Source organism: Bacillus sp. LQ16, from assembly GCF_057784645.1.
Genome location: NZ_CM173491.1, coordinates 3335344 through 3358365, shown reverse-complemented (window position 1 = coordinate 3358365; position 23022 = coordinate 3335344). Strand labels below are relative to the sequence as shown.

Annotated in this window: 23 protein-coding genes; 16 read left to right on the top strand and 7 right to left on the bottom strand. The window is 35.1% G+C overall.

What is annotated here, in order from left to right; translation table 11 throughout:
* Positions 1-40: 40 nt before the first annotated feature.
* Both pepF and AC3EMB_RS16880 read right to left on the bottom strand, forming a co-directional pair.
* Positions 41-1828 (bottom strand): oligoendopeptidase F, encoded by a 1788-nt coding sequence (gene pepF / locus AC3EMB_RS16885; RefSeq protein ID WP_488517166.1) that lies wholly within the window; start codon positions 1826-1828, stop codon positions 41-43.
* A 117-nt stretch (positions 1829-1945) separates the two neighbouring features.
* The gene (locus AC3EMB_RS16880; RefSeq protein ID WP_048538083.1) at positions 1946-2737 is read right to left on the bottom strand and encodes an arylamine N-acetyltransferase family protein; all 792 of its coding nucleotides are present in this window, start codon (positions 2735-2737) and stop codon (positions 1946-1948) included.
* Positions 2738-2940: 203 nt separating this feature from the next.
* On the opposite strand from AC3EMB_RS16880, the gene amyS reads away from it, so the two are divergent.
* The 4 genes from amyS (at position 2941) to AC3EMB_RS16860 (ending at position 8278) form a co-directional block, all read left to right on the top strand.
* Positions 2941-4482 (top strand): alpha-amylase, encoded by a 1542-nt coding sequence (gene amyS / locus AC3EMB_RS16875; RefSeq protein WP_488517165.1) that lies wholly within the window; start codon positions 2941-2943, stop codon positions 4480-4482.
* A gap of 492 nt (positions 4483-4974) precedes the next feature.
* On the top strand, positions 4975-6876 hold the full coding sequence (locus AC3EMB_RS16870) for an endonuclease MutS2 (RefSeq protein WP_001095203.1): 1902 nt from the start codon (positions 4975-4977) through the stop codon (positions 6874-6876).
* Positions 6877-6882: 6 nt separating this feature from the next.
* Positions 6883-7407: a GNAT family N-acetyltransferase gene (locus AC3EMB_RS16865; protein ID WP_048538081.1), complete on the top strand. Its 525-nt coding sequence runs from the start codon at positions 6883-6885 to the stop codon at positions 7405-7407.
* Positions 7408-7567: 160 nt separating this feature from the next.
* Positions 7568-8278: a histidine phosphatase family protein gene (locus AC3EMB_RS16860; protein ID WP_001042044.1), complete on the top strand. Its 711-nt coding sequence runs from the start codon at positions 7568-7570 to the stop codon at positions 8276-8278.
* A 65-nt stretch (positions 8279-8343) separates the two neighbouring features.
* Here the strand turns inward: AC3EMB_RS16860 and AC3EMB_RS16855 are convergent, their stop codons facing one another.
* The gene (locus AC3EMB_RS16855) at positions 8344-9309 is read right to left on the bottom strand and encodes a quinone oxidoreductase family protein (protein ID WP_488517164.1); all 966 of its coding nucleotides are present in this window, start codon (positions 9307-9309) and stop codon (positions 8344-8346) included.
* 123 nt (positions 9310-9432) lie between these two features.
* Here AC3EMB_RS16855 and AC3EMB_RS16850 point away from each other — a divergent pair, with 123 nt between their 5' ends.
* The 3 genes from AC3EMB_RS16850 to AC3EMB_RS16840 all read left to right on the top strand — a co-directional run bounded on the left by AC3EMB_RS16850 (position 9433) and on the right by AC3EMB_RS16840 (position 11633).
* Positions 9433-10326, top strand: coding sequence for a LysR family transcriptional regulator (locus AC3EMB_RS16850; RefSeq protein WP_423097080.1), 894 nt, complete (start codon positions 9433-9435; stop codon positions 10324-10326).
* 300 nt (positions 10327-10626) lie between these two features.
* The gene (locus tag AC3EMB_RS16845; protein ID WP_000473732.1) at positions 10627-11139 is read left to right on the top strand and encodes a YjfA family protein; all 513 of its coding nucleotides are present in this window, start codon (positions 10627-10629) and stop codon (positions 11137-11139) included.
* A 17-nt stretch (positions 11140-11156) separates the two neighbouring features.
* Positions 11157-11633 (top strand): DUF2690 domain-containing protein, encoded by a 477-nt coding sequence (locus tag AC3EMB_RS16840; protein ID WP_000771162.1) that lies wholly within the window; start codon positions 11157-11159, stop codon positions 11631-11633.
* 113 nt (positions 11634-11746) lie between these two features.
* On the opposite strand, the gene AC3EMB_RS16835 is transcribed toward AC3EMB_RS16840, so the two are convergent.
* The gene (locus AC3EMB_RS16835) at positions 11747-12235 is read right to left on the bottom strand and encodes a DinB family protein (protein ID WP_000902416.1); all 489 of its coding nucleotides are present in this window, start codon (positions 12233-12235) and stop codon (positions 11747-11749) included.
* Between the two features lie 192 nt (positions 12236-12427).
* Between AC3EMB_RS16835 and AC3EMB_RS16830 the strand changes: the two genes are divergently transcribed.
* Together AC3EMB_RS16830 and AC3EMB_RS16825 are read left to right on the top strand one after the other, a co-directional pair.
* The gene (locus AC3EMB_RS16830) at positions 12428-12883 is read left to right on the top strand and encodes a DinB family protein (RefSeq protein WP_001081119.1); all 456 of its coding nucleotides are present in this window, start codon (positions 12428-12430) and stop codon (positions 12881-12883) included.
* A gap of 194 nt (positions 12884-13077) precedes the next feature.
* Complete coding sequence (locus AC3EMB_RS16825; RefSeq protein ID WP_454483841.1) at positions 13078-14115, top strand: DUF4003 domain-containing protein; 1038 nt, start codon at positions 13078-13080, stop codon at positions 14113-14115.
* Between the two features lie 128 nt (positions 14116-14243).
* Here AC3EMB_RS16825 and AC3EMB_RS16820 read toward each other — a convergent pair whose 3' ends face one another.
* Positions 14244-15008 carry a DUF817 domain-containing protein gene (locus tag AC3EMB_RS16820; RefSeq protein ID WP_000499377.1) on the bottom strand — a complete coding sequence of 255 codons (765 nt, stop codon included), beginning with the start codon at positions 15006-15008 and terminating at the stop codon, positions 14244-14246.
* A gap of 276 nt (positions 15009-15284) precedes the next feature.
* Here AC3EMB_RS16820 and AC3EMB_RS16815 point away from each other — a divergent pair, with 276 nt between their 5' ends.
* The 5 genes from AC3EMB_RS16815 (at position 15285) to AC3EMB_RS16795 (ending at position 19360) form a co-directional block, all read left to right on the top strand.
* A complete protein-coding gene (locus AC3EMB_RS16815) occupies positions 15285-16319 on the top strand; it encodes a FecCD family ABC transporter permease (protein WP_000902727.1) in 1035 nt (344 codons plus the stop codon).
* The gene (locus AC3EMB_RS16810; protein WP_000653828.1) at positions 16320-17336 is read left to right on the top strand and encodes a FecCD family ABC transporter permease; all 1017 of its coding nucleotides are present in this window, start codon (positions 16320-16322) and stop codon (positions 17334-17336) included.
* Positions 17337-17357: 21 nt separating this feature from the next.
* The gene (locus AC3EMB_RS16805; protein ID WP_078994395.1) at positions 17358-18266 is read left to right on the top strand and encodes an iron-hydroxamate ABC transporter substrate-binding protein; all 909 of its coding nucleotides are present in this window, start codon (positions 17358-17360) and stop codon (positions 18264-18266) included.
* A gap of 215 nt (positions 18267-18481) precedes the next feature.
* Positions 18482-19033 (top strand): GNAT family N-acetyltransferase, encoded by a 552-nt coding sequence (locus tag AC3EMB_RS16800; protein WP_065229144.1) that lies wholly within the window; start codon positions 18482-18484, stop codon positions 19031-19033.
* 99 nt (positions 19034-19132) lie between these two features.
* Positions 19133-19360, top strand: coding sequence for a coiled-coil domain-containing protein (locus tag AC3EMB_RS16795; protein WP_488517163.1), 228 nt, complete (start codon positions 19133-19135; stop codon positions 19358-19360).
* A 71-nt stretch (positions 19361-19431) separates the two neighbouring features.
* On the opposite strand, the gene AC3EMB_RS16790 is transcribed toward AC3EMB_RS16795, so the two are convergent.
* Positions 19432-20757: an ArsB/NhaD family transporter gene (locus AC3EMB_RS16790; RefSeq protein WP_000437988.1), complete on the bottom strand. Its 1326-nt coding sequence runs from the start codon at positions 20755-20757 to the stop codon at positions 19432-19434.
* A gap of 262 nt (positions 20758-21019) precedes the next feature.
* Between AC3EMB_RS16790 and AC3EMB_RS16785 the strand changes: the two genes are divergently transcribed.
* Entirely contained in the window at positions 21020-21370 is a 351-nt protein-coding gene (locus AC3EMB_RS16785; RefSeq protein ID WP_000407046.1) for a YojF family protein, read from the top strand.
* 15 nt (positions 21371-21385) lie between these two features.
* Positions 21386-22048: a bacillithiol biosynthesis deacetylase BshB2 gene (gene bshB2, locus AC3EMB_RS16780; RefSeq protein ID WP_000439487.1), complete on the top strand. Its 663-nt coding sequence runs from the start codon at positions 21386-21388 to the stop codon at positions 22046-22048.
* Between the two features lie 112 nt (positions 22049-22160).
* On the opposite strand, the gene AC3EMB_RS16775 is transcribed toward bshB2, so the two are convergent.
* Complete coding sequence (locus AC3EMB_RS16775) at positions 22161-22904, bottom strand: SDR family NAD(P)-dependent oxidoreductase (RefSeq protein WP_098680002.1); 744 nt, start codon at positions 22902-22904, stop codon at positions 22161-22163.
* Positions 22905-23022: the final 118 nt, after the last annotated feature.

Genomic DNA, 23022 nt, shown 5'->3' with positions numbered 1-23022 from the left:
CAAATGAAAAAGCATGCAGAGCATATACTCTGCATGCTTTTTATAATGCTGAAAACTCCTCAACAAGTTGAGTGAATTGTTTCAATGCACTTTCAATCGGTTCTGGCGTAGTTAAATCAACACCAGCTTTTTTCAATAGGTTTAGTGGATAATCAGAACTTCCACCTTTCAGGAATTCAATATAATTTTTCTGAGCATTCGGATCACCGCTTAATAGTTTATCAGCGATTTGAATGGCAGATGCGAATCCAGTTGCATATTTGTATACGTAAAACGGGCGGTAGAAATGAGGGATTCTAGCCCATCCGTATTTTACTTCTTCATCAAATACAAGTGAATCACCGTTATATTCTTTAAATAGTTTTTCATAAATTTCACTGAAGACTTGTGCATTTAATGGTTTACCTTGTTCCGCCATTTCATGTGTGATTTTTTCAAATTCTGCAAACATAATTTGTGTAAAGAAAGTACCTTTGAATTTTTCAATAAAATGGTTAACTAAATGGTTACGCATGTTCGTTTCTTTTGCTTCTTTTAATAAATAGTGAATTAATAACACTTCATTTACTGTAGAAGCGACTTCTGCCACAAAGATAGAATAATGTGCAGAAATTCTTGGTTGGTATCCATGTGAATAGTGCGTATGCATACCGTGCCCGCATTCATGAGTAAGAGTGAACAGGCTATTTAAATCATCGTGATGATTTAAAAGAATGAAAGGATGAACACCATATACACCAAAGTTATAAGCACCAGAACGTTTTCCTGGTGTTTCTCTTACGTCTATATATCGTTTATCTTTAAAACTTTTTAATGTCTCAATATATTCTTCTCCTAAAGGAGCTAGTGATGCAATCATAATGTCAAATGCTTCACTATATGGGATGTCTTGTTTTGCACCTTCTACTAAATCGACGCCTAAGTCGTATTGTCTTAGTTCATCTACGTTTAATTTTTCTTTTCGAATTTCATTGTATGTATGTAATGTTTGAATGTTTTTTTTCGTTGTATCAATAAGGTTTTCATATACTTCTTTCGGAACCATATCGCCAAATAATGATTTCTCTAGCGCTGATGGATAGTTTCTTAGCTTCGAAACGGTAACATTATTTTTAATAGCAGCGGATAAAGTAGATGCGATGGAATTCTTTAACTGAACATATGGTTTGTAATATGCTTTATAAGCTTCTTTACGCTTTTCACGATTCGTATCTTCTATTAACTTTGCATACATTCCGCGTGTTAAGTTCACTTTTTCTCCATCGTCAGTCGTCACTTCACCAAATAATATATCTGCATTGTTTAACATACCAAATGTGTGCTGTGGAGAAGAAAGAGCTTCACCCATCTGTGATAAAATTGCTTCTTGGTCCTTATTCAATACGTGTTTTTTATAACGATATAATTCAAATAAGTCTTCTTTATAATATTGTAGGCCTTCTGTTTCTTCTATGTAAGAATGTAATGTGCTTTCGTCTATGCTAAGTAAGAAGGGGGAAAAGAAAGATTTAGCTGCACTTACTTTTACGTGTAATTGTGATACTTTATCCACAAGAGATTGCGCGTCAGTATCGCGTGTATCAAGGTCAGATTGTAATCGTGCATAAGCGAACATTAAAGATATTATGCTAGAAATTTCTTCACTCTTCGTTAAATAAGCTAATAAACTATTGCCATCGTCAATATTGCCATTAAACTCGTGTAATTCCTTCGTTAATACTTCAATTTTATGAAAATCACTTTCCCAATCTTCAATTGTATGGTAAATGTCTGTTAAATCCCATTTTTCTATATCAGCTACTTGTAATCGATCTTTAAGTTCTGTCATAATCATTTCCTTTCTAAACATGTAGTTATATTTCTATATAACTATGAAATACAACAAATTGCAAAAAATCCCTGCTGAAAATTGAAAAGCCTTGCTAAAATAACAAGGCTTACATACTTATAGTGTAATTCCAAATTTTGAATGTAAAAGGTTTGTAAATTGCATGTCTGTAACGGTTTCTTTCGTTTTTTTACCATTTTTCGCTACTGTAAGGCTATCTTTCGTTAAAGAGGCATGCCCATCTTCAGTTAGTTTTACAATAAGAGGTAGTTTATTAAAGGGTGACCCTTCATGTTCAACGATAATTTTTTGTGCTGTATTTGCTTTTTCTTCATCCACTTCTTCTATATAAAATGCATAGCCTAATGTCCAATCATCAGCAGAAGATTGATCCAAGAACTCATTGTTTTTCCGCATCTCTAAAATGTAGTTTCCCTTTTCGGTCATTTCTTTACGAATACGATAATCTCCTGTAACAGAGTGAATGACTTCACCTGAGAAAGGGACAGGGGCAAGAGGTAAGTATGATCCGAATCCTACTTCGATTAAATAAAGTTCATTATGATGTGTTAAAACGGTTGCGATATGGCCAGAATCAACAGCCCATATGGAGTTTGCAGCGTTATAAACTGTTCCTGAAACGAGATGAACATCGAATCCAAAATCTTTCAGGAAGTAATACATAGTAGGATTGAGTTCATAACAAAGACCGCCACGGTTATTTACTAAAATTTTCTCTTTCAAATTTTCTTTTGATATTTCTTTAAAATTCTTTTCGAGAATATTTAAGTTTTCAAAAGGAACAGTTTGTGCCATTGCGTACATAATGTTAGATAAATCTTCAAATGAAACTGTGTCTTTTTCTTCTATATGTAATCGTGCGAAAAATTGTTTTTGAAAGTCTGTCATAGAAATCCCTCCGTTATGTTTTTATAGGTAAATTGTAAACAATCTTGAATAGGATGTGAAATTAAAACTACGTTTAATATTTGAAGTGAGATTAAAAATAATGTGGGAGAGTGAGAGATTGCTACTTTACTAACGGTGGAACGAATATTATAATAATTCTGATAAACCATGCAAACGTTTTCTTGGAAGGGGATGGTCTACAGATGTTTAAAAGAATAACAATAGTCGGATTGTCAGTTGTTTTGTTTTTACCTGGTATATATGGGAAGAGTAAGGCATATGCAGATACAGTTAACAATGGAACGTTAATGCAGTATTTTGAGTGGTACGCTCCGAATGATGGGAATCATTGGAATCGTTTGCGTACTGATGCTGAAAATTTAGCGCAAAAAGGAATTACATCTGTTTGGATACCACCTGCATATAAAGGAACTACGCAAAATGACGTAGGATATGGAGCGTATGATTTATATGATTTGGGGGAATTCAATCAAAAGGGAACAGTGCGGACGAAATATGGGACGAAAGCACAATTGAAATCTGCAATTGACGCTTTACATAAGAAAAACATCGATGTATACGGTGATGTAGTTATGAATCATAAAGGTGGGGCTGATTATACGGAAACTGTCACAGCAGTTGAAGTAGACCCGAGCAATCGAAATGTTGAAGTATCAGGTGATTATGAAATTAGTGCGTGGACAGGCTTTAACTTTCCAGGGCGTGGAGATTCTTATTCTAATTTCAAATGGAAATGGTATCATTTTGACGGAACAGATTGGGATGAAGGAAAGAAATTAAACCGAATTTATAAATTTAGGGGCATAGGTAAAGCGTGGGACTGGGAAGTGTCTAGCGAGAATGGGAATTATGATTATTTGATGTACGCGGATCTTGATTTTGATCATCCAGATGTTGCGAATGAAATGAAAAAATGGGGAACGTGGTATGCAAATGAATTAAATTTAGATGGCTTTCGTTTAGATGCTGTTAAACATATTGACCATGAATATTTGCGCGATTGGGTAAATCATGTTAGACAGCAAACGGGGAAAGAAATGTTTACAGTAGCTGAATATTGGCAAAATGATATCCAGACTTTAAATAATTATTTAGCGAAAGTCAATTATAATCAATCTGTGTTCGATGCACCACTGCATTATAATTTTCATTATGCTTCAACAGGAAATGGGAATTATGATATGAGAAATATTTTAAAAGGAACGGTAGTTGCGAATCATCCTACACTTGCGGTTACTCTAGTTGAAAATCATGATTCACAGCCTGGTCAGTCATTAGAATCTGTAGTGAGCCCTTGGTTCAAACCGTTGGCATATGCATTTATTTTAACGCGTGCAGAGGGATATCCTTCTGTTTTCTATGGTGATTACTATGGTACAAAAGGAAATAGTAACTATGAAATTCCAGCGTTAAAGGACAAAATTGATCCGATTTTGACGGCACGAAAAAACTTTGCATACGGTACGCAGCGTGATTATTTTGATCATCCAGATGTGATTGGCTGGACAAGAGAAGGTGATAGTGTACATGCTAATTCTGGTTTAGCAACATTAATCTCTGATGGACCAGGAGGGTCAAAGTGGATGGATGTTGGAAAGAATAATGCAGGGGAAGTATGGTACGATATTACGGGTAATCAAACAAATACTGTAACAATTAATAAGGATGGTTGGGGACAGTTCCAAGTAAGTGGAGGATCAGTTTCCATATATGTTCAGCGGTAGGTTTCCCCCTTCTTTTTTACATGCTGCATAGTTATAAAGGTATGACACCTTTACTTCTCACTTAACATATAGTATGATGAATTCAGTAAATTAGATTTCAATGACTATAATATAAATTAATGAGAGGTGCTTTTTTGTGAGTGCGGTAGGTACTAAATAGGAAAAATTTAATGAAATAAATCGGATAAAATCAGGGGATTTTTATGTGTATCATACCCCTAAATTTGTCATGGATTTATTTCGATACCTATGAAGATACCTACAACACTTTATAAAGCGTGTAATAAGGGACTGCCATCTATTTTTATGGCTTATTTCCTCATACGTTATTACACATGCCTTGTAAATGTAAAAGCTGCGGTATCCCCGCAGCTTTTTTGTATATATTTTTAATGTATAAAAATGGTAATTAAATAATGTAGAGCTCATTGGAATCTAATGAGTAGGTATCTTCATTTATGATAAAAATCAATCATAGTGAGGAGAAACAAAATGAATACGATGACTTTTGAAAAGTTACAATATAACGAATTAAAGGATATAGTGAAATCTTATTGTGTAAGTGGATTAGGTAAGGAATTAGTAAACAAATTAGAGCCGAGTACGAGTATAAAAGTAGTGAGAAATCGCTTGAATGAAACGACAGAAGCACGAGCTATATTAGATGCAGAAGGGCATGTTCCTTTCTTCGGCATTTCTAATATTGCTAGTACAATTCAAAAATTAGAAAAAGGGATGATTTTAGATCCAGAAGAATTAGTAAGTGTTTCAGACTTTTTACGTGGGTGTAGAAAGATTAAAAAGTTTATGTTAGATAAAGAATTTTTTGCACCAGTATTAGCTTCTTATGCAAATTCAATGACTGAATATAAAAGTATTGAAGAGGAAATTAACTTTTCAATTAAAGGAAATAGTATTGATGTAGCTGCAAGTAAAGAGTTAAAACGAATTCGAAATAATATCGATTCTGTAGATGGGAAAATAAAAGAACGTTTAACGAAGTTTTTAAATAGTAGTGCAAATAAGAAATTCATTCAGGAATTCTTTATTAGTAAAAAGGATGACCGTTATACGATTCCAATTAAGTCTTCCTATAAAAATCAAGTTGCTGGAAGTATTATTGAAGCCTCGGCAAAAGGTTCTACTGTATTTATAGAACCACATACGGTTACGAAATTGAATGCAGAATTAGCAGGCTTGAAAGCAGAAGAAGCGGTTGAAGAGTATCAGATTTTAGCGACTTTATCAGGAATGGTGTTAGAAAACATTTATAGTATAAAGATTAACATGGAGCTAATTAGTCAGTATGATATGGTATTCGCGAAAGCGAAGTTTAGTAAATCGATTGATGGAATAGAACCGAAGTTAAACGATCATGGCTACATTCATTTAGTGAATTGTAAGCATCCGCTTTTAACAGGGCAAGTTGTACCGTTACATTTTAAAATTGGTCAAGAGTATCGTAGTTTAATTATTACAGGGCCGAATGCGGGCGGAAAGACAATTGTGTTAAAAACGATTGGATTGTTAACATTAGCTACAATGTCAGGCCTTCATATTGCAGGAGATAAAGGTACAGAAATTGCTATTTTCGAAAATGTATTCGTAGATATTGGTGATAATCAAAGTATTGAAAATGCACTAAGTACATTTTCTTCTCATATGAAAAATCTTTCTGAGATTATGAGGATGTCAAATAATAATACGTTGCTATTATTTGATGAAATAGGGAGCGGTACAGAACCGAATGAAGGTGCAGCACTTGCAATTTCTATTTTAGAAGAGTTGTACTTTGCGGGATGTATTACCGTTGCGAGTACGCATTACGGAGAAATTAAACGATTCTCAGAAATGCATGATGACTTTATGAATGCAGCGATGCAGTTTAATAGTGAAACGCTAGAGCCGCTTTATAAATTAGTTATCGGAAAATCAGGAGAAAGTAATGCACTTTGGATTGCGAATAAAATGAGCGTAAAAGAACATGTACTGAAAAGAGCGAAAGAGTATATGGGAAATAAAGAGTACGCTTTAGAAAAAGTGAATGAAAGTAAAATTAGAAAACCGAAATTTGTACAAGAAAAAAGAGAATCTCATTATGAGTACAAAATAGGCGATCGTGTTAATTTATTGGATCATGATGATTTTGGTATCATCTATAAGGAAAAAGATAATTTTTATAACGTTGTTGTATATTATAACGGTGAATTCGTTGAAGTAAATGTAAAACGTATTACTTTAGAAGTAGCAGCGAAGGAGTTATATCCAGAAGGATACGATTTAAATACACTATTTGTTGATTATAAAGAAAGAAAAATGCAACACGATATTGAGCGCGGATCGAAAAAAGCACTGCGTAAAATTCAAAAAGAAATAAGAAAGAATAGAGGATAAGTTAAAATGGTAACGATTAGACAAGAACAAAAAAATGATTATAGAAAAACAGAAGAAGTCGTAAAAGAAGCATTTTTAAAGGAAGAATTTAGTGATAAAACAGAACATGAACTTGTAAAACGTATTAGAGAATGTGACGCGTTTGTTCCAGAGTTATCAATTGTTGCGGTAGATGAAGATATAGTTGGTCACATTATGTTATCGAAAATTACAATAGAACAAGATGGAACTTCTGTAGAATCGTTAGCACTTGCACCAGTTTCAGTTGCTAGGGGTCATCAGAAAAAAGGAATTGGTGGAAACCTGATTGTAGCTGCATTAGAAAAAGCGAAAGAACTTGGATACGGATCAGTTGTAGTATTGGGACATCCAGAGTACTACCCGAAATTTGGTTTTAAGAAAGCAAGTGAGTGGAATATAAAAGCACCGTTTGAAGTGCCTGAAGAGGTATTTATGATAATGGAATTAACAGAAAATTCTCTTCGAGGTGTAGAAGGAATTGTACAATATTCGAGTGCTTTTGCTGAGTAGGAGTAACGGTTAAGAAATGTAATCATAAAAGATGCTATCTTTTTGTATGGATATACAGAAAGATAGCTTTTTTTATTAAGCGGATCTACTGACGTATATTTTGCTCAATGAATAATTGAGGTGGTAAAATTGATATAGAAACGTAAAGGGAGAGAATGAAATGAATAAGCGAGAAACAGATAGCAATGAGAATGCAGTTACGTTATATGTTACAAGACACGGTAAAACAATATTAAATACGAATCATCGCGCGCAAGGTTGGGCTGATTCTCCATTAGTAGAAAAAGGTGTTGAAGTTGCCACAAATTTAGGAACAGGATTAAAAGATATTCATTTTATGAATGCGTATAGTAGTGATAGCGGCCGAGCGATTGAAACTGCTAATTTAGTATTAAAATATAGTGAGCAATCAAAATTAAAACTTGAGCAAAGAAAAGATTTGCGAGAATTAAATTTCGGTATTTTTGAAGGTGAAAAACTTGAGAATATGTGGGATGTGGTTGGAAAAGCTGCAGGCGTTGCATCACCAGAAGAACTTATGAAGTTTTCTATTCAAGAAGTGATTAATCTTATTAGAGTAGCAGATCCTACAAAACAGGCGGAAGATTGGGAATTATTTTCTACTCGTATAAAAGCTGAGATAGATAAAATTAGTGAAGAAGCTGCTGGAAATGGTGGCGGTAACGTTTTAGTTGTCGTTCATGGGCTTTTGATTACTACCTTAATAGAAATGTTAGACAGTAGCAAAACAAAACTTGGGGTGGAAAATGCTAGTGTGACGAAGATTGTATATCAAGATGGAACATATACAGTCGAGTCGGTTGGAGATATGAGTTATGTTGCAAAAGGGAAAGAAAGTGTGGAAATATAATTAAATCTCAAATAGAAATAAGAAAAGGAAGGTAGAGAAATCTAGCTTCCTTTTCATTTTGTGAATTATGGGATTAATAAAATCTTCCCTGTGCTTTTACGGCTCTCTAATAATTCATGAGCAAGAGCACCGTCTTGTAAAGAGAATGTAGTAGGATTTGAAATGTTTAATTTTCCAGTTGCGATCCAATCGAATAATTGAGTAGATCGTTTTTTACGTTCTTCATAAGTGGTAAGAACGTTCCAAAGGTCTCCGCCAGTTAAAGTTTTTGAAGTATCCATAAGCATACGTGGATCAACTGGAGCAGGATTACCACCAGCCATTCCGTAAAATACGACAGTACCGCCAATTTTAGTAGCGTTAAAACTTTCCTCTAATGTAGAACCTACTGATTCATATACGAGATTTACTCCAGTTCCATTAGTCATTTCAAGTACTTTCGTATGCCATTCTTCGTTATATAAAAATACGTGATGGGCACCAGCTAATGTAGCTATCTTTGCTTTTTCTTTTGATGATGTAAGACCAATTACTGTTCCGCCCTGTAGTTTAATCATTTGAATAAGAAGTTGACCGACGCCACCAGCTGCAGCGTGTACTAAAGCTATATCACCTTGTTTTAGTTGATAGCTATCGTGCGTTAAATAATGTGCAGTTAATCCTTGTAATAAGACAGAAGCGGCTGTTTCAAAAGAAATAGAATCTGGTAGTGGGATTACTTTTTCAGATGGAACGGCAACTAGTTCTGCATTTGCAAATGGGACGTCCGCAAATGCAATACGGTCTCCTAGGTTGATAGTAGTAACGTCAGCTCCTACTTTTTCAACAATTCCAGCTCCTTCATAACCTAATACATAAGGCGGATTGCCAGCAAGATGATAATCGCCGCGGCGTCTATAAATATCAGCGAAGTTTAATCCGATTGCTTTCGTGCGGACAAGAATTTCATTTGGACTTATGATTGGATCGTGTATTTCTTTATAGTGTAGAACATTAGCGTCTCCGAATGTTTCGAAACAAAGTGCTTTCATATGGAATACCTCCATTTATATTGTTTATAGATGTTCTTTATCATACAATACAAATATCAATAGACAAAGAGGATTATTTCGATGGAATCAATCGGAAATATCGATTGAAAAGAGGGATGATAAATGGAAATAAAACAGTTAATTACATTTAAAGTAGCGGCACATACTTTGAACTTTACACAAACTGCGAAGAAATTAAACTTTGCTCAATCGAGCGTGACAGCGCAAATTAAAACGTTAGAAGCTGAGCTTGGTACACCGTTATTTGAAAGATTAGGAAAACGTCTTTTCTTAACTGAAGCAGGTAGGAAGTTTCAACTATATGCCGACAAGATGATTGCACTCAGTAACGAAGCGAAAATGGCTGTGAAAGATGATGAAGAAATAGCAGGTACGTTAATAATTGGTGCACAAGAAAGTCAATGTACATACAGACTGCCTTCTATATTAAAGCGGTTTAAAATACAATTTCCAAAAATAAAACTTATATTTAAACCAGCACATTCCAATAAAGATGCGAAGGAACAATTGATGGAGGGGAAAGTAGATCTTGCATTTATTTTGGACGAATGTAAAACAGAAGATGTTTTACATGTGGAACCACTTATGAAAGAAGAATTAAAAGTAGTAGCTACTCCTACGCATCGTTTACTTGAACAACCTTCAGTTTCTATAAAAGATTTAGAGAGTGAAACACTTTTACTAACAGAATTAGGCTGCTCGTATCGGACTTTATTTGAAGAGCTATTTCGCTGGGAAGATGTATATCCAGCAAATAAAATTGAGTTTGTTAGTGTTGAAGCAATTAAACAATGTGTTATTGCAGATTTAGGCATAGCCGTTTTACCAGCAATAGTAGTAGAAAAAGATATACGAGAGGGGACGATAAAAGAGTTACATTTAGAAAATACAATCTCTCCGATTTATACGCAAATCGCTTGGCATAAAGACAAATGGATGACAGTGCCACTGCGACAATTTATTGATGTAACGAGGGAGTTTTTTGTAACGGATTAAGTGGAGAAATATTTATTTTATATAAAAGAAAAAATGGCAATTTTGTATAAAGAACCGATGCTTGAATATAACAAGTATCGGTTCTTTTATGTTTTAAATAAAGGATGCTATAAAATGTGTATTTCTCAACTTTTTTTCTTAGACGGATACGTAAATTTCTTCGTATATTCCAATAATTATAAGGGAATTTACAACGTTTATTCGTTTCTGTAAGATGCCTCTAGGAAGCGTGAAAGGAGGACTTACATAGCAGTATAGCTTGTCTTTAGTATACGTACTTATTGTGAGGAGGAATTTAAAATGTTTAAAAAGTTAATGAAAGTATGCGTGTTAAGTGCGGCAAGTATAGGTGTATTATTTAGTTTTCAAGGAAGTACATTTGCAGCTACTGATTTAAGTAGTTATTATGACGGGAAAAATCCAGCAACAACGAAAGTATACGGGGGAAGTACGACGTGTGATGCAGATGGATTTAATGCAAAATCTACAGCTGTATATGAAGGTAGTAAAAAAGTAGGGACAGTGTATTTACGTTACAGTAATAAATGTCATGCAGCATGGGCTAAGTTTGTTTTAGATCAACCAGCACCAGCTGTTTCAGGAGGAGTGTACGCGTACGCTGTTGTGAATAAATATAAAAATGGTGTATTCCAAAAATCAGTTACTTCTAATCAGGGGAACGGCACAATAAAAACAGGTCAAACGAGCACTTATACAGGAATGGTATTTGATTTAACTGCTGATTTCGGATACACAGCAGATGCTGAAGCAGTTACGTTTAATAACGGTTACGGGAAAACAGCACGTTATTAATAAAGGAGTGAAATGATATGAAACTTTTAAAAAAGACGAGTGCATGTTTATTGCTATCTTTACTCGTTGTAACTAGTATGTTTAGCACGACTAATAGCGATAAAGCATACGCAGAAGACCATTCATATGATGGGAAAAGTCCTTATTATAACAGCTGTGATCAATCTGCAGTAACGAAAGAAAAGAAGTGGATTGATTCAAATTCTTATGTGGAATTAAAATTTAGCACGACGTGTAAGACAGCGTGGGCAAAAGTTACTGTAACTCGCCTGGCAGTTTATAATAACGAAGCTGATGCAAGGATTGTTAGAAAAACAGATGGAAAGGCATACACTTGTGGAAGTGCTGGAGGAAATGGTGTTGTAAATAAAGGGCAAACATCATGCTATACGCCAATGGTATATGACTTAGATCCAAGAAAGGCGCAAGCACAGGGGAAACATGCAATACCAAATAGTGATGCTTATAATTATGCGGAGACTATTTGGTATTGATGAGGATATGGAGATTGTAAGATAGAATATTTTAAGAGCATGTTTTGATTGGATTTCAAAACATGCTCGTTTTGTATTCATTCTAATTTTTTCGGTAATCATGGACCATTGAATTAACTAAGGTCTGTATCAGGAGGATTGTATCCAAGGTGACGAGCCATTGATACAATTTGTCCTTTATGATGAAACTCATGAGTCTCTGTATGAGTTAAAAGCCATAGCGGAGTTGTGCTCCAAGGTTCTCTTTGCCATTTCACTTCATTTGCTATGTTTTCAAGCCAACGATCATTGTATTCATTTAAAAAACTTTGTACAGTCTCATCTACTAATTTAAATCTAGCACGGACTTTCGCGACATCTGCATGCTCAATTTCGTAATCGCTAGCAAATGAAAAATCTGCTCTTTTTTGCTTGAATGCGAATGACCCAAGCCAGTATCGATAGCAATCGGCTACATGAATATGTGTCTTTATAATGCTACCGCTCCCGAAATTCGGAACAGTGCTATGTAATTTTTCTAATGGGATTTCTTCTAAAAATGTGAATAGAGTTTCTCTTGTAGAGCTAATAAGATTATATTGCTGTTTTAAAATATGTAACATGCAAGTACACTCCTCTTTTATTTACATAGTAAGTAATTCTATATTTACGAGGAGTGAACCTTTTTATTATTTTTAATAAGCATATTAGATGTATTTCTTATTTGTTTCTGATAGATTAAACAAGGTGAAACTTTAATAAGTTGAACATTATTAGTTCATAATAAATTGTACATCAAGAAGGGGAACGATAAAATGAACAGACTAGTGGGTTTAAAACAATTTGAAATAACGCGCGGGGCGTTACTTAAATTTATGGAAACGTTAGATGATAAAACTGCGGATACGCAGCCAGAGGGTTTTAACAATACAATTCGTTGGCATATCGGTCACGTGTTAACAGCAGCAGAAGTTTTCATGTTTGGAAAAGAATTCAAACAATTACCAACTGAATATCCAGGTATGTTTGGGTATGGATCACGACCATCTAAATGGAAAACAGAAGGACCATCGTTAGAAGTGTTAACGGCTCAATTAAAAGAACAAGCAAAACGTATTAACGAAATTCCAGCAGAAGCATTTGAAAATAAACTGCCAGAGCCATTCCTAGGATTGGAAACAGTAGGGGAGCTTTACGGTATGATGCTTTATCATGAAGCTGATCATATTGGGCAAATGAAAGCGATGGAACGTATTATTAAAGCTCTTTAGTCTTAATTGCATATAAAACAAGCAATACAGTTGTAATGTTAAATAATATATACAAAAAAGGTAGATAAATTATTATCTACCTTTTTTGTATAACTTCTTGAAGGATTAGGGATTATCATCGTGGTGCTGATGAAGAAGGATAAGAGAATTTTATAATTTTTATGGTGTGATTATTAATTATAGTATTCCTAAATATGGAATATACGTATAATAATAGAGAAGAACTAGAAATAGGGGTGAATACTATGATTACATTAGAGCAAAAGTTGGAGCAATATAAACATACATATGTACAGTTAAAGGGAGAACTAAAATGGAAAACGAGTGATTCTCGAACAGGAATGATGATTGCTGCTATGTATGCAGGTAGTGATAAATTGTTTGATCTCGGACGTTTTTTAGAAATTAGTAGTTATATTAAGAATCAGGTAGGGATGTTTTCATACTTAAAGTCTTATCATCGTTTTGTAGTGGCCGCAACATTAGATATTCACTTTACAGATTACAAGGAAGCTTTTCGGAAGTTTTTAGATTTATATGAACAATTGGTCACTGGTGGCTTTAGCCGGAGTATATTTACTTATCTCGCAGCAGCTGTGCTTTTAACAGAAGAAAATGAACAGCATGGCGCGCACATTCAGCGTTCGATGCAAGTATATAAACGCATGAAAAAGGATCACCTCTTTCTTACAAGTACAAATGATTATCCGCTCGCAGTTTTATTAGCAGGACAATCAGAGCATGTAGAAACACTTATGGACCGAGTGGAACGTCTTTATCAGAAACTAGCGACAGCTGGTTTGCGTAAAGGGAATGATCTTCAATTTTTGAGTCATATTCTTTCACTAAAGAAGGATGTCAGGGAAGAACTATTAGTTGCAAAATGTACAAATACATGGAATTTGTTAAAGCAAGAAAAGGTAAAAGTAAAACAGATGCATTACCCAGCTATCGGGCTACTAGCGTTACTCGAGGACGGAGAAAAAGAGATTCATTCTATTCGAGCATTTATTGAAAAATTGCAGGGGGATAAATTGTTCCGTTGGCATACAGATACAACTATTCTTATTGCTATTCAACTGTTCGTAAGTCAGAAAGGTGAGGAAAGTAAAGCTACTAACACAGGTTTACAAACAATGATAGAAGTCCTCATACAAGCACAACAGGCAGCCATGATGGCAACGATTGCCGCTTCATCTGTAGCAACATCTTCTGCTAGTAGCAGTTCATAATGTGTAATTGCTTATACTCTTGTAAATTATAACTCCCTTGAGAAGGACGGTTTAAAAAATATTACTAAAAACAGTTAGCTCATCACTCTCTAATGAGTGATGGGCTAACTGTTTTTACATAATCAGCATTATCTTTTTGATTCCTTCAAATGTTTGAGCTGCGTGACAATCATAATGCTAATAACAACGAGTAAAAACCATGAACTAATTTTGCTTAAGTGAACGAGACTCCATGCTTCCCGTTGATTTGGATATTGCCATGCTCCGAAAAATGTTGCGATGTTCTCTGCAATCCAAATGAAAAATCCGATAAGGAAAAAGGAGAGAACGAGTGGCATTTTATATGTAACGCCTTGTAATGAAAATTGTACAAATGTGCGAGAGAAAACAATGAATAGTAGTAAAGTTAATATCCATCTAAAATCGTATGTAAAGTGGTGTGTGAAAAAATTGAAGTAAATCATAGCTCCTAACGGCACGGCAAAAATAGCTTTCGGCCAATGATGCATTTTTAAATGCAACCTTCTCCACGCTTGACATATGTAACTCGCGACACTCGCATACATAAAACCGCTGTAAAGCGGAACTCCAAAAACCTTCGAATATGCCTCTTCGGGATAACTCCATGAACCGAAATGTACTTTATATATTTCTAGTAAAAGGCCGATGAGGTGGAAGATGGTAATTACTTTTAGTTCGTCTTTTGTTTCAAGACCCGTCTTGTACATAATCCACTGCATAAGAAGGCATACGATGAGTATGAAATCATAGCGGTATAACCCTGGGATTGAAACAATTTTTGAAAGGGCTAGTGTTAAGAAAATAATGACTGGGAATAAGCAAGATAATGCTTGTTCGTAAGTGAAATGTAGTAGTTGTTTTATATAGAACATTGTGTCACCTTCGATGTTTTTATTGGGAAAATCAAAATAATCAATAAGTATACTACAATTTAAAAAATAATCCAGTAGTCTATTTTGCATGTATTTGTAAGTTTTAGAAGGGAATTGTAATGAGTATTTTAATATTGTAGAAAAGTGAAAAAATAGTTTGCTATTTAAAAAAAGTGGGGATATAATATCTAAATGAAAATGATAATTATTATCAATAATAATTATAAATAAAAAATAATTACAAAAAACAACTGAATATAAAGGATGAAATGAAACATGTTACATAAGTCTACTGTACATGCTGGTAATAACCGCTGGATACATATTAAGTTCATATGTTTCATGAGCTTAACAATTTTATGTTTAATTGGATCTATATTTTTAGCCATTTCATTTGGTGCAAAGGATATTCATTTACAAACGGTGTGGACTGCGGTTTTGGATTACAATCCGAAATTAACGCAGCACCAAATTATTTATGAATTAAGGCTCCCGAGAGTAATTGGAGCAGCAGTTGTAGGGGCAGCTTTTGCGGTCGCTGGAGCGGTTATGCAAGGAGTAACACGAAATCCTTTAGCTGATGCAGGTGTACTTGGCATAAATGCAGGAGCGATGTTTGTAGTAGCACTTAGTTTTGCTTTTTTTCCGCATATGCCGTATTCCTATTTAATGATTGTTTCCTTTATTGGAGCAGTCTTAAGTACAGTACTTATTTTTGTTATTGGATCAGCAACATCAGGCGGGTTAACACCAATGAGGTTAACGATTGCTGGAGCGGTTATGGCAGCGCTTTTACATTCATTAAGTTCAGGTGTTGCGATTTATTATGATTTAAGCCAGGATTTAGCGTTTTGGTATGCTGGTGGTGTTGCAGGGGTTAAGTGGGAACACTTGAAATTTTTAGTCCCTATTATTCTTATAACGATTATTTTTGCAATAGTGTTAGGGCGATCTATTTCACTCATATCAATGGGGGATGATGTTGCTACAAATTTAGGAGTGAAAACGAACCGAACGAGAATACTAGGGATGATTATAGTAGTTATTCTGGCAGGTGTTTCTGTTTCAGCTGTTGGTTCTATTGGATTTGTAGGATTAGTTATCCCGCACATTGCTAGAAAATTAGTTGGTGTGAATTATAGACTCATTATTCCTATGTCAGCATTATTAGGAGCTATGTTATTAGTTGTAGCTGACCTAGGAGCAAGAACAGTAAATCCTCCTAAGGAACTTGCGATAGGGATTATGGTAGCTCTTGTTGGAGTTCCGTTCTTCCTCTATATAGCACGTAAAGTTGGGAGGGAGTTATAAGTGAAAGATCTTTTTAACACGGATAAAAAGAGAGCTATTACTGTAACTACAATATTCGGATGTGTAAGTATCGCTGTAATTTTAATCAGTCTAAATACAGGGACACTGAGTATAGAGCCACTTAAAGTAATTCAAACACTTTTTGGTTATGGTGATTTTGAGAGCGCAACCGTGCTATATGATTATCGTATGCCAAGAATTATAATCACAATGTTAGCTGGTATTGGCCTTGGGATTTCCGGTGCGATTTTGCAAGGATTATCCCGTAATGCACTTGCAGACCCTGGTATTCTTGGACTGCATTCAGGTGCATCTTTTGGGCTAATTATATTCGTTACATTCTTTCATTCTATTAATGAAAGTGCATCTATTTTAATACCGTTATTTACATTTGGCGGAGGAGTATTAGCTGCATTTCTTATTATTTTACTTGCGAGTGATCGGTCAAATGGTTTACTTCCCATTAGACTTATTCTCGTTGGTATTGCAGTTTCAGCTGGTTTTAGTGCAATTTCGTTATTTTTCTCTCTCAAGTTAAATGATGAGACGTATACATTCGCTTCTAGATGGCTAGTTGGTAACGTGTGGGGAAGGGATTGGATTCATGTCCTTGCATTATTACCTTGGATTTTCATACTAACCCCTTATGCGTGGCTAAAATCTAAAGCGTTAAATGCATTGTCACTAGGTGATAGTGTAGCGGCAGGACTTGGTGTTTCTGTTCAAAAAGAACGGTTATTACTTTTAGCTACAGCGGTTGGATTATCTTGCGCAAGTGTATCGATGGCAGGAGGGATTGGTTTTATCGGTTTAGTTGCTCCGCATATCGCAAGGAAGTTAGTAGGTACTACATATCAACACTTTCTTCCTTTAGCTGGCATTATCGGAATGATTATTTTAGTGCTAGCAGATACGATAGGTCGTTCTATATTTGAGCCAAACTCTATTCCAGCTGGTGTAGTAGTGGCGGCATTAGGAGCACCGTATTTTCTTTATTTACTTACAAAAACAAAATAAATACTTCAAAGAGGAGAACATATGAAAAAGAAACTTACTATTTTATTTAGCATGATGTGTATTTTAGTATTAGCAGCATGTGGTCAAACTAAAGCTAATGAAGAGGCAACGAAAAAAACGGAAAAAAGTAATGATCCAAAAATCGCCTCTATGTCCATTCATTTAACAAATAATTTACTTGCATTAGGAATTACACCAGTAGGTTCTGTTATTGGTGGAGATTTAAAAGATTTCTTACCGCACGCTAAAGAGAAGTTGAAAGATACGAAGAAGCTTGGTGTTGTAACAGATCCGAATATGGAAGCGTTACTTCAATTAAAGCCAACGGACATTTATGTTGATGAAAAATATGCTGGTAAAGATGTAGCGAAATACGAAAAAATTGCAAAAACACATTCTTTCAATTTAGATGAAGGTACGTGGAGAGATCATTTAAAACAAGTTGGTAAACTTGTAAACCGTGAGAAAGAAGCAGATAAATATATTCAAGATTACGAAGAGCAATCAAAACGAGTAAAAAGTTTAATAGATAAAGAGCTAGGTAATAACGAAAAAGTAATGGCAATTCGCGTTACTGCAAAAGAATTACGTGTATTTAGTACAAAAAGACCGATGGGACCAATTTTATTCCAAGACTTAGGATTACAACCTGCAAATGGTGTAGAGAAAATTGATGGAAACCGTCCTTTCGAAGTCATTTCACAAGAAGTATTACCTGACTTTGATGCAGATGCTATTTTCGTTGTCGTTAATAGAGATGATAAAGCGAAAGCTGCATTTAAACAACTTCAAGAAACACCAATTTGGAAAGACTTAAAAGCTGTTAAAGGTAAGCACGTATACATTATTAATGACCAACCATGGCTTGACTATTCTGCTTTAGGTAACAAAATGGCAATGGATGAAGCGGAGAAAATGTTTACGAAATAATATAGTTTCGCTATTAGGAAAGGCCCTCTAAATTTGGAGGGCTTTTTATTATTGTTAGAATAAACGAAAAATTATACAATGAAGTTAATTTCGTGTAGAGGAGATGTGCCAATGTCAGCGCTTATTGTAAGTATCCCGTGTATAAAGCAGTTTATAGAATAAGGGGATAAATAGGCTAATAATTATCCCTGTTATTAAAAAAGGGGGAGTTTGAAATGACAATGAATCTTTTTCAAAATAAAACGATTAAATTATCAGCTATTAGAGAAGCAGATGCTGAAGTAATGGCTATGTGGCAAGAAGATAGTGAGTATTTAAGGAATGTAGATACAGATGTAGCATTCCCGCAATCGATACAAGAAATAGCAAGTGATGGGCTATTAAAGGGACGGAGATCGAATAGTGTTTCTTTCATGTTAAGGACAGTTCAAGATGATCGCTTAATTGGTTTTGTTGCAATTCATGGCATAGAGTGGAATAACAGAACGGGTTTATTAGCCATTGGTATAGGAGATGCAAATGATAGAGGAAAGGGATATGGAAGAGAAGCAATCCATCTTATCTTAAAATATGCTTTCTATGAATTGAATTTACACCGCGTCGGTCTGGATGTGATTTCTTATAATAAAGCAGCCATTGCGTTGTATAAAAAGATAGGTTTTCAGATGGAAGGGTGTATGAGAGAAGCGGTTCAAAGAGATGGGAAGTGTTTTGATCGTATCATTATGGGGATATTGCGGGATGAATGGATAGGGTTGCAAGATTAGCGAATACATTCAATATTATATATGTAGTATGCAGGAGATATAATGATAATTGGCGAAAATTTACAGTGAACTGATTGAATTTATAAGGAGTTATGTAAAATGAATTTAGAAAAAGCAAAACCAGTAAATGAAGAGGTCGCTGAATTAAAGGAACTAATTAAAGAGTTACACGGAAGTGTACATCAACTGCAAAGCGAAGTGCAACAACTAAGGCACGAAAGACCAGTTGTTGAAGTGAGAAAAGGTGTTCAATTATCACCAATAATTGTCGGACAAATTGGTGGTATGATTTTAGGTGGGTTAGCAATTATCGGTATATTTTGGTGATGAAAAAAGGTTTGCAGCACGATGCTGCAAACCTTTTGGATTTGACGATATAATTTCATGCAATACAACTTTTACATTAAATAACGTAAATATATATAAGCATGTGATAACAAGAGTGCAACAATAGTTAATGGTAAACCAATTTTTAAGAAGTCCATATAAGAGAAAGCATGTCCTTCACGTTTTGCAATACCAGCAACGACTACGTTTGCAGATGCTCCGATTAGCGTTCCATTTCCTCCTAAGCAAGCTCCAAGAGATAACGCCCACCATAGTACTTCGATTTGCGGAGAATCGACAGATAGTCCGAGTCCTGTAGCTAAGTCTTGAATAAGAGGAATCATCGTAGCGACAAATGGGATGTTGTCGATTGTCGCAGATGCGATGCCAGATACCCATAAAATCAGTATAGCTGCGAATCCGATGTCACCGTTTGTTACGCCGATTACTTCTTTTGCAAGTGAAGAGATAAGTCCGATATCAATTAACCCGCCAACGAGAACAAATAGTCCGGCGAAGAAGAAAATGGTTACCCATTCAACGTGGGCAAATACATCTTCAATATCATGTTCTTTCACGCCGATTAACATAAGAAGTGTAGCGCCTGTCATCGCGATAACAGCAGCGTCTACATGAATAATCGAATGAAGTACGAAGCCTAAAATAGTTAGTCCTAAAATCGAAATAGATTTTAAAAGGAGGCTTTGATCTTTAATGTAATCTTTTTCGTTTAATGCCATTAGTTTTTCGATTTGTTCAGGTGTTGTTTTTAGTTTGTTACGGTACATGAAGTAAATAATGCCAAGTGTCACAATAGAAATAATAATTACGATTGGAGCTAAGTTAAGTAAAAAGGCGTTAAAGTCTAAATGCTTGTTTGCTGATCCAATCATAATATTAGGTGGATCACCGATTAATGTTGCTGTTCCGCCTATATTTGAAAACAGCACTTCTGAAATCAAATAAGGTACAGGATTTACTTTTAAAATACGTGTAATGGATAATGTAACAGGAACGATTAATAAAACAGTCGTTACATTGTCCAAAAATGCTGATCCGACAGCAGTTAATAGGGATAGTAATAATAAAATGCGAATCGGTTTTCCGCCAGCTGCTTTTGCCGCTTTAATGGCCACAAATTCAAAGACGCCTGATTGACTCGTAATATGTACGAGAATCATCATCCCAATTAAAAGGGTAATCGTTTCCCATTGAATATGTGATGTGAAAGCAGTATGTAAATCTACAACTCCAAAAATAATCATAATAGCAGCACCGAATAGTGCGATTACAGCACGATTCAATTTCTCAGAAATAATAAATCCGTACGTGATTAAAAATACGGCAATTGCAAAATAATATTGCCAATTTGCTACTTCATGTGCTGACTGTTCCAATCATGTCACCTTCTTTAAATTATGTATTCAATTGTCGAAATGTATCTCGCTGCAATAATACGGGATAAAATATATTGTAGCAAATTCAAAAAAGAAAGAAAACTATTTAACAAAGTGAAGGAAAAAATGTATTTTTTACATATCATATAAAAAATATAAAAAATACAGTGCAAATTATTAGGAAAAGTGAGCGTTGTCCTCTAATATAGAGATAGCAATTTACATTATTTTTGCGTAAAATGGTTTAAAGAGGTGAATTCCGATGGAAATAGTAAAAGATAGTTCTCTTATTCAAAATGAAATTGAACGTTTTGTAAATAAAGATGTATATATTCATTTAGAAACGACAAACGGAGCGTATGCATCACACATAAATGAAAAGATGATGACAGTTGGTGCTTTCATTCGAAATGCAATTATCCGTTTTGAACGCGGGAAGATAACTGGAACAAATCCATACCGAGTTGGTCTAAAAATGGATCATGGTTGGGTATATGCTGAAGGTATTACGCACTGGGAAGTAGATGGTCAAGAGCGTTTATTACTAGCTGGACATGATAATTTAGGTCGTCTAGCAGTTGCACTTGAGTTAAGCTTAACACCATTTAAGTAAGAAGGAGGGAAACTTATGGAGAGACATGTACTTGTTGTATTTCCGCATCCAGATGATGAAGCATATGCTGCGGGAGGAACAATTCGCTTATTAACAGATCAAGGAGTACCTGTAACATATGCATGTGGTACTCTAGGACAAATGGGACGTAACATGGGTAAGAACGTATTCGCTAACCGTGAAACGATCCCAAATATCCGTGAGAAAGAATTGAAAGATGCTTGTGAAGCGATGGGCATTAAAGATTTAAGAATGCTTGGCTTCCATGATAAAACGTTAGAATTTGAAGATGTTGATTTCGTTGCTGACAAAATTGAAGCAATCATTCAAGAAGTAAATCCATCTCGAATTATTACATTTTATCCAGAGCACGGTGTACATCCAGATCATAATGCATTTGGCCGCGCTGTCGTTCGCGCTGTATCACGTATGCCAAAAGAAGAGCGCCCAGTTATCCATGCTGTTGCGATTACGAAAAATCGTGAGGCAGTATTAGGAGAACCGGATGTTGTAAATAACATTAGTGAAGTATTTGATCATAAATTAACGGCACTAGGTGCGCACCGTTCACAAACAGAAGCAATGCTTGAAGACACGCATGCAAAAATAAAAAACAAAGATGCAGCAACATTAAAATGGCTGCAACTTGAACAGTTTTGGACTTATAAATGGGAGTAGGCTAGAAGGATATCTTCTAGTTGCTCTTACATAGAAAAAGCGCCGTCACTTGTGATGGCGCTTTTTCTTGTTGAAGACTATATATTTTTTAGGGTGCTTCAAAATTTAAAAATTAACGTGCAGTATAGCCTCCATCAACAAGAAGTGTTGTACCGTTAACAAAACTAGCATCATCACTTGCTAAAAATAAGACAGCTTTAGCGACTTCTTCTGGTGTTCCAAGTCTGCCTTGTGGATGAAGTGAAGCTAAATATTCTTTTTGTTGAGGATTAACACTACCTAGTAAAGGGGTGTCAATATAACCAGGGCACACCGCATTAATGCGTATTCCATATTTAGCGTAGGCAGTACATAAATTTTGAGTTAATAGTTTCACACCACCTTTTGCAGAGGAGTATGCTGTTGGGGTAGGTAATGAAACAAAACTATGAATCGAACCAGCGTTAACGATGACACCACCTGTACCTTGTTTAAGAAATTGTTCAATCGAATATTTATCAGAAAGGAATACCCCAGACAAATTAATATCAATAGTTCTTTTCCACTTTTCATAGGATAATTCGTTTGCCGGTGCATCATCAGCAACGCCGGCATTGGCATACATAATATCTAAATTACCGTATGTACTTACTGTCTCATGAATTAGCTGTTTAATATCTGCCTCTTTTGTTACATCGGTTTTAATAAATAACGTATTGTATCCATGTGCATTCAATTCATCTGATAGTTCTTTTCCACGTTCAGAAAAGTCAGCAATAACTACTTTTGCACCTTCTTCGATAAAAAGACGAACAGTAGATTCGCCAATTCCACTTGCACCACCAGTTATGATTGCTACTTTGTCTTTTAATTTCATATAAACCTCTCCATTCATCAATGAATTTAAGTCGAATTTTTAAATCTTGTTACTAAACTATTAACCTTAAATAGTAAGTAGATAGAAGAAAAAGCTCGCGTTTACTTAATCGTGAGAG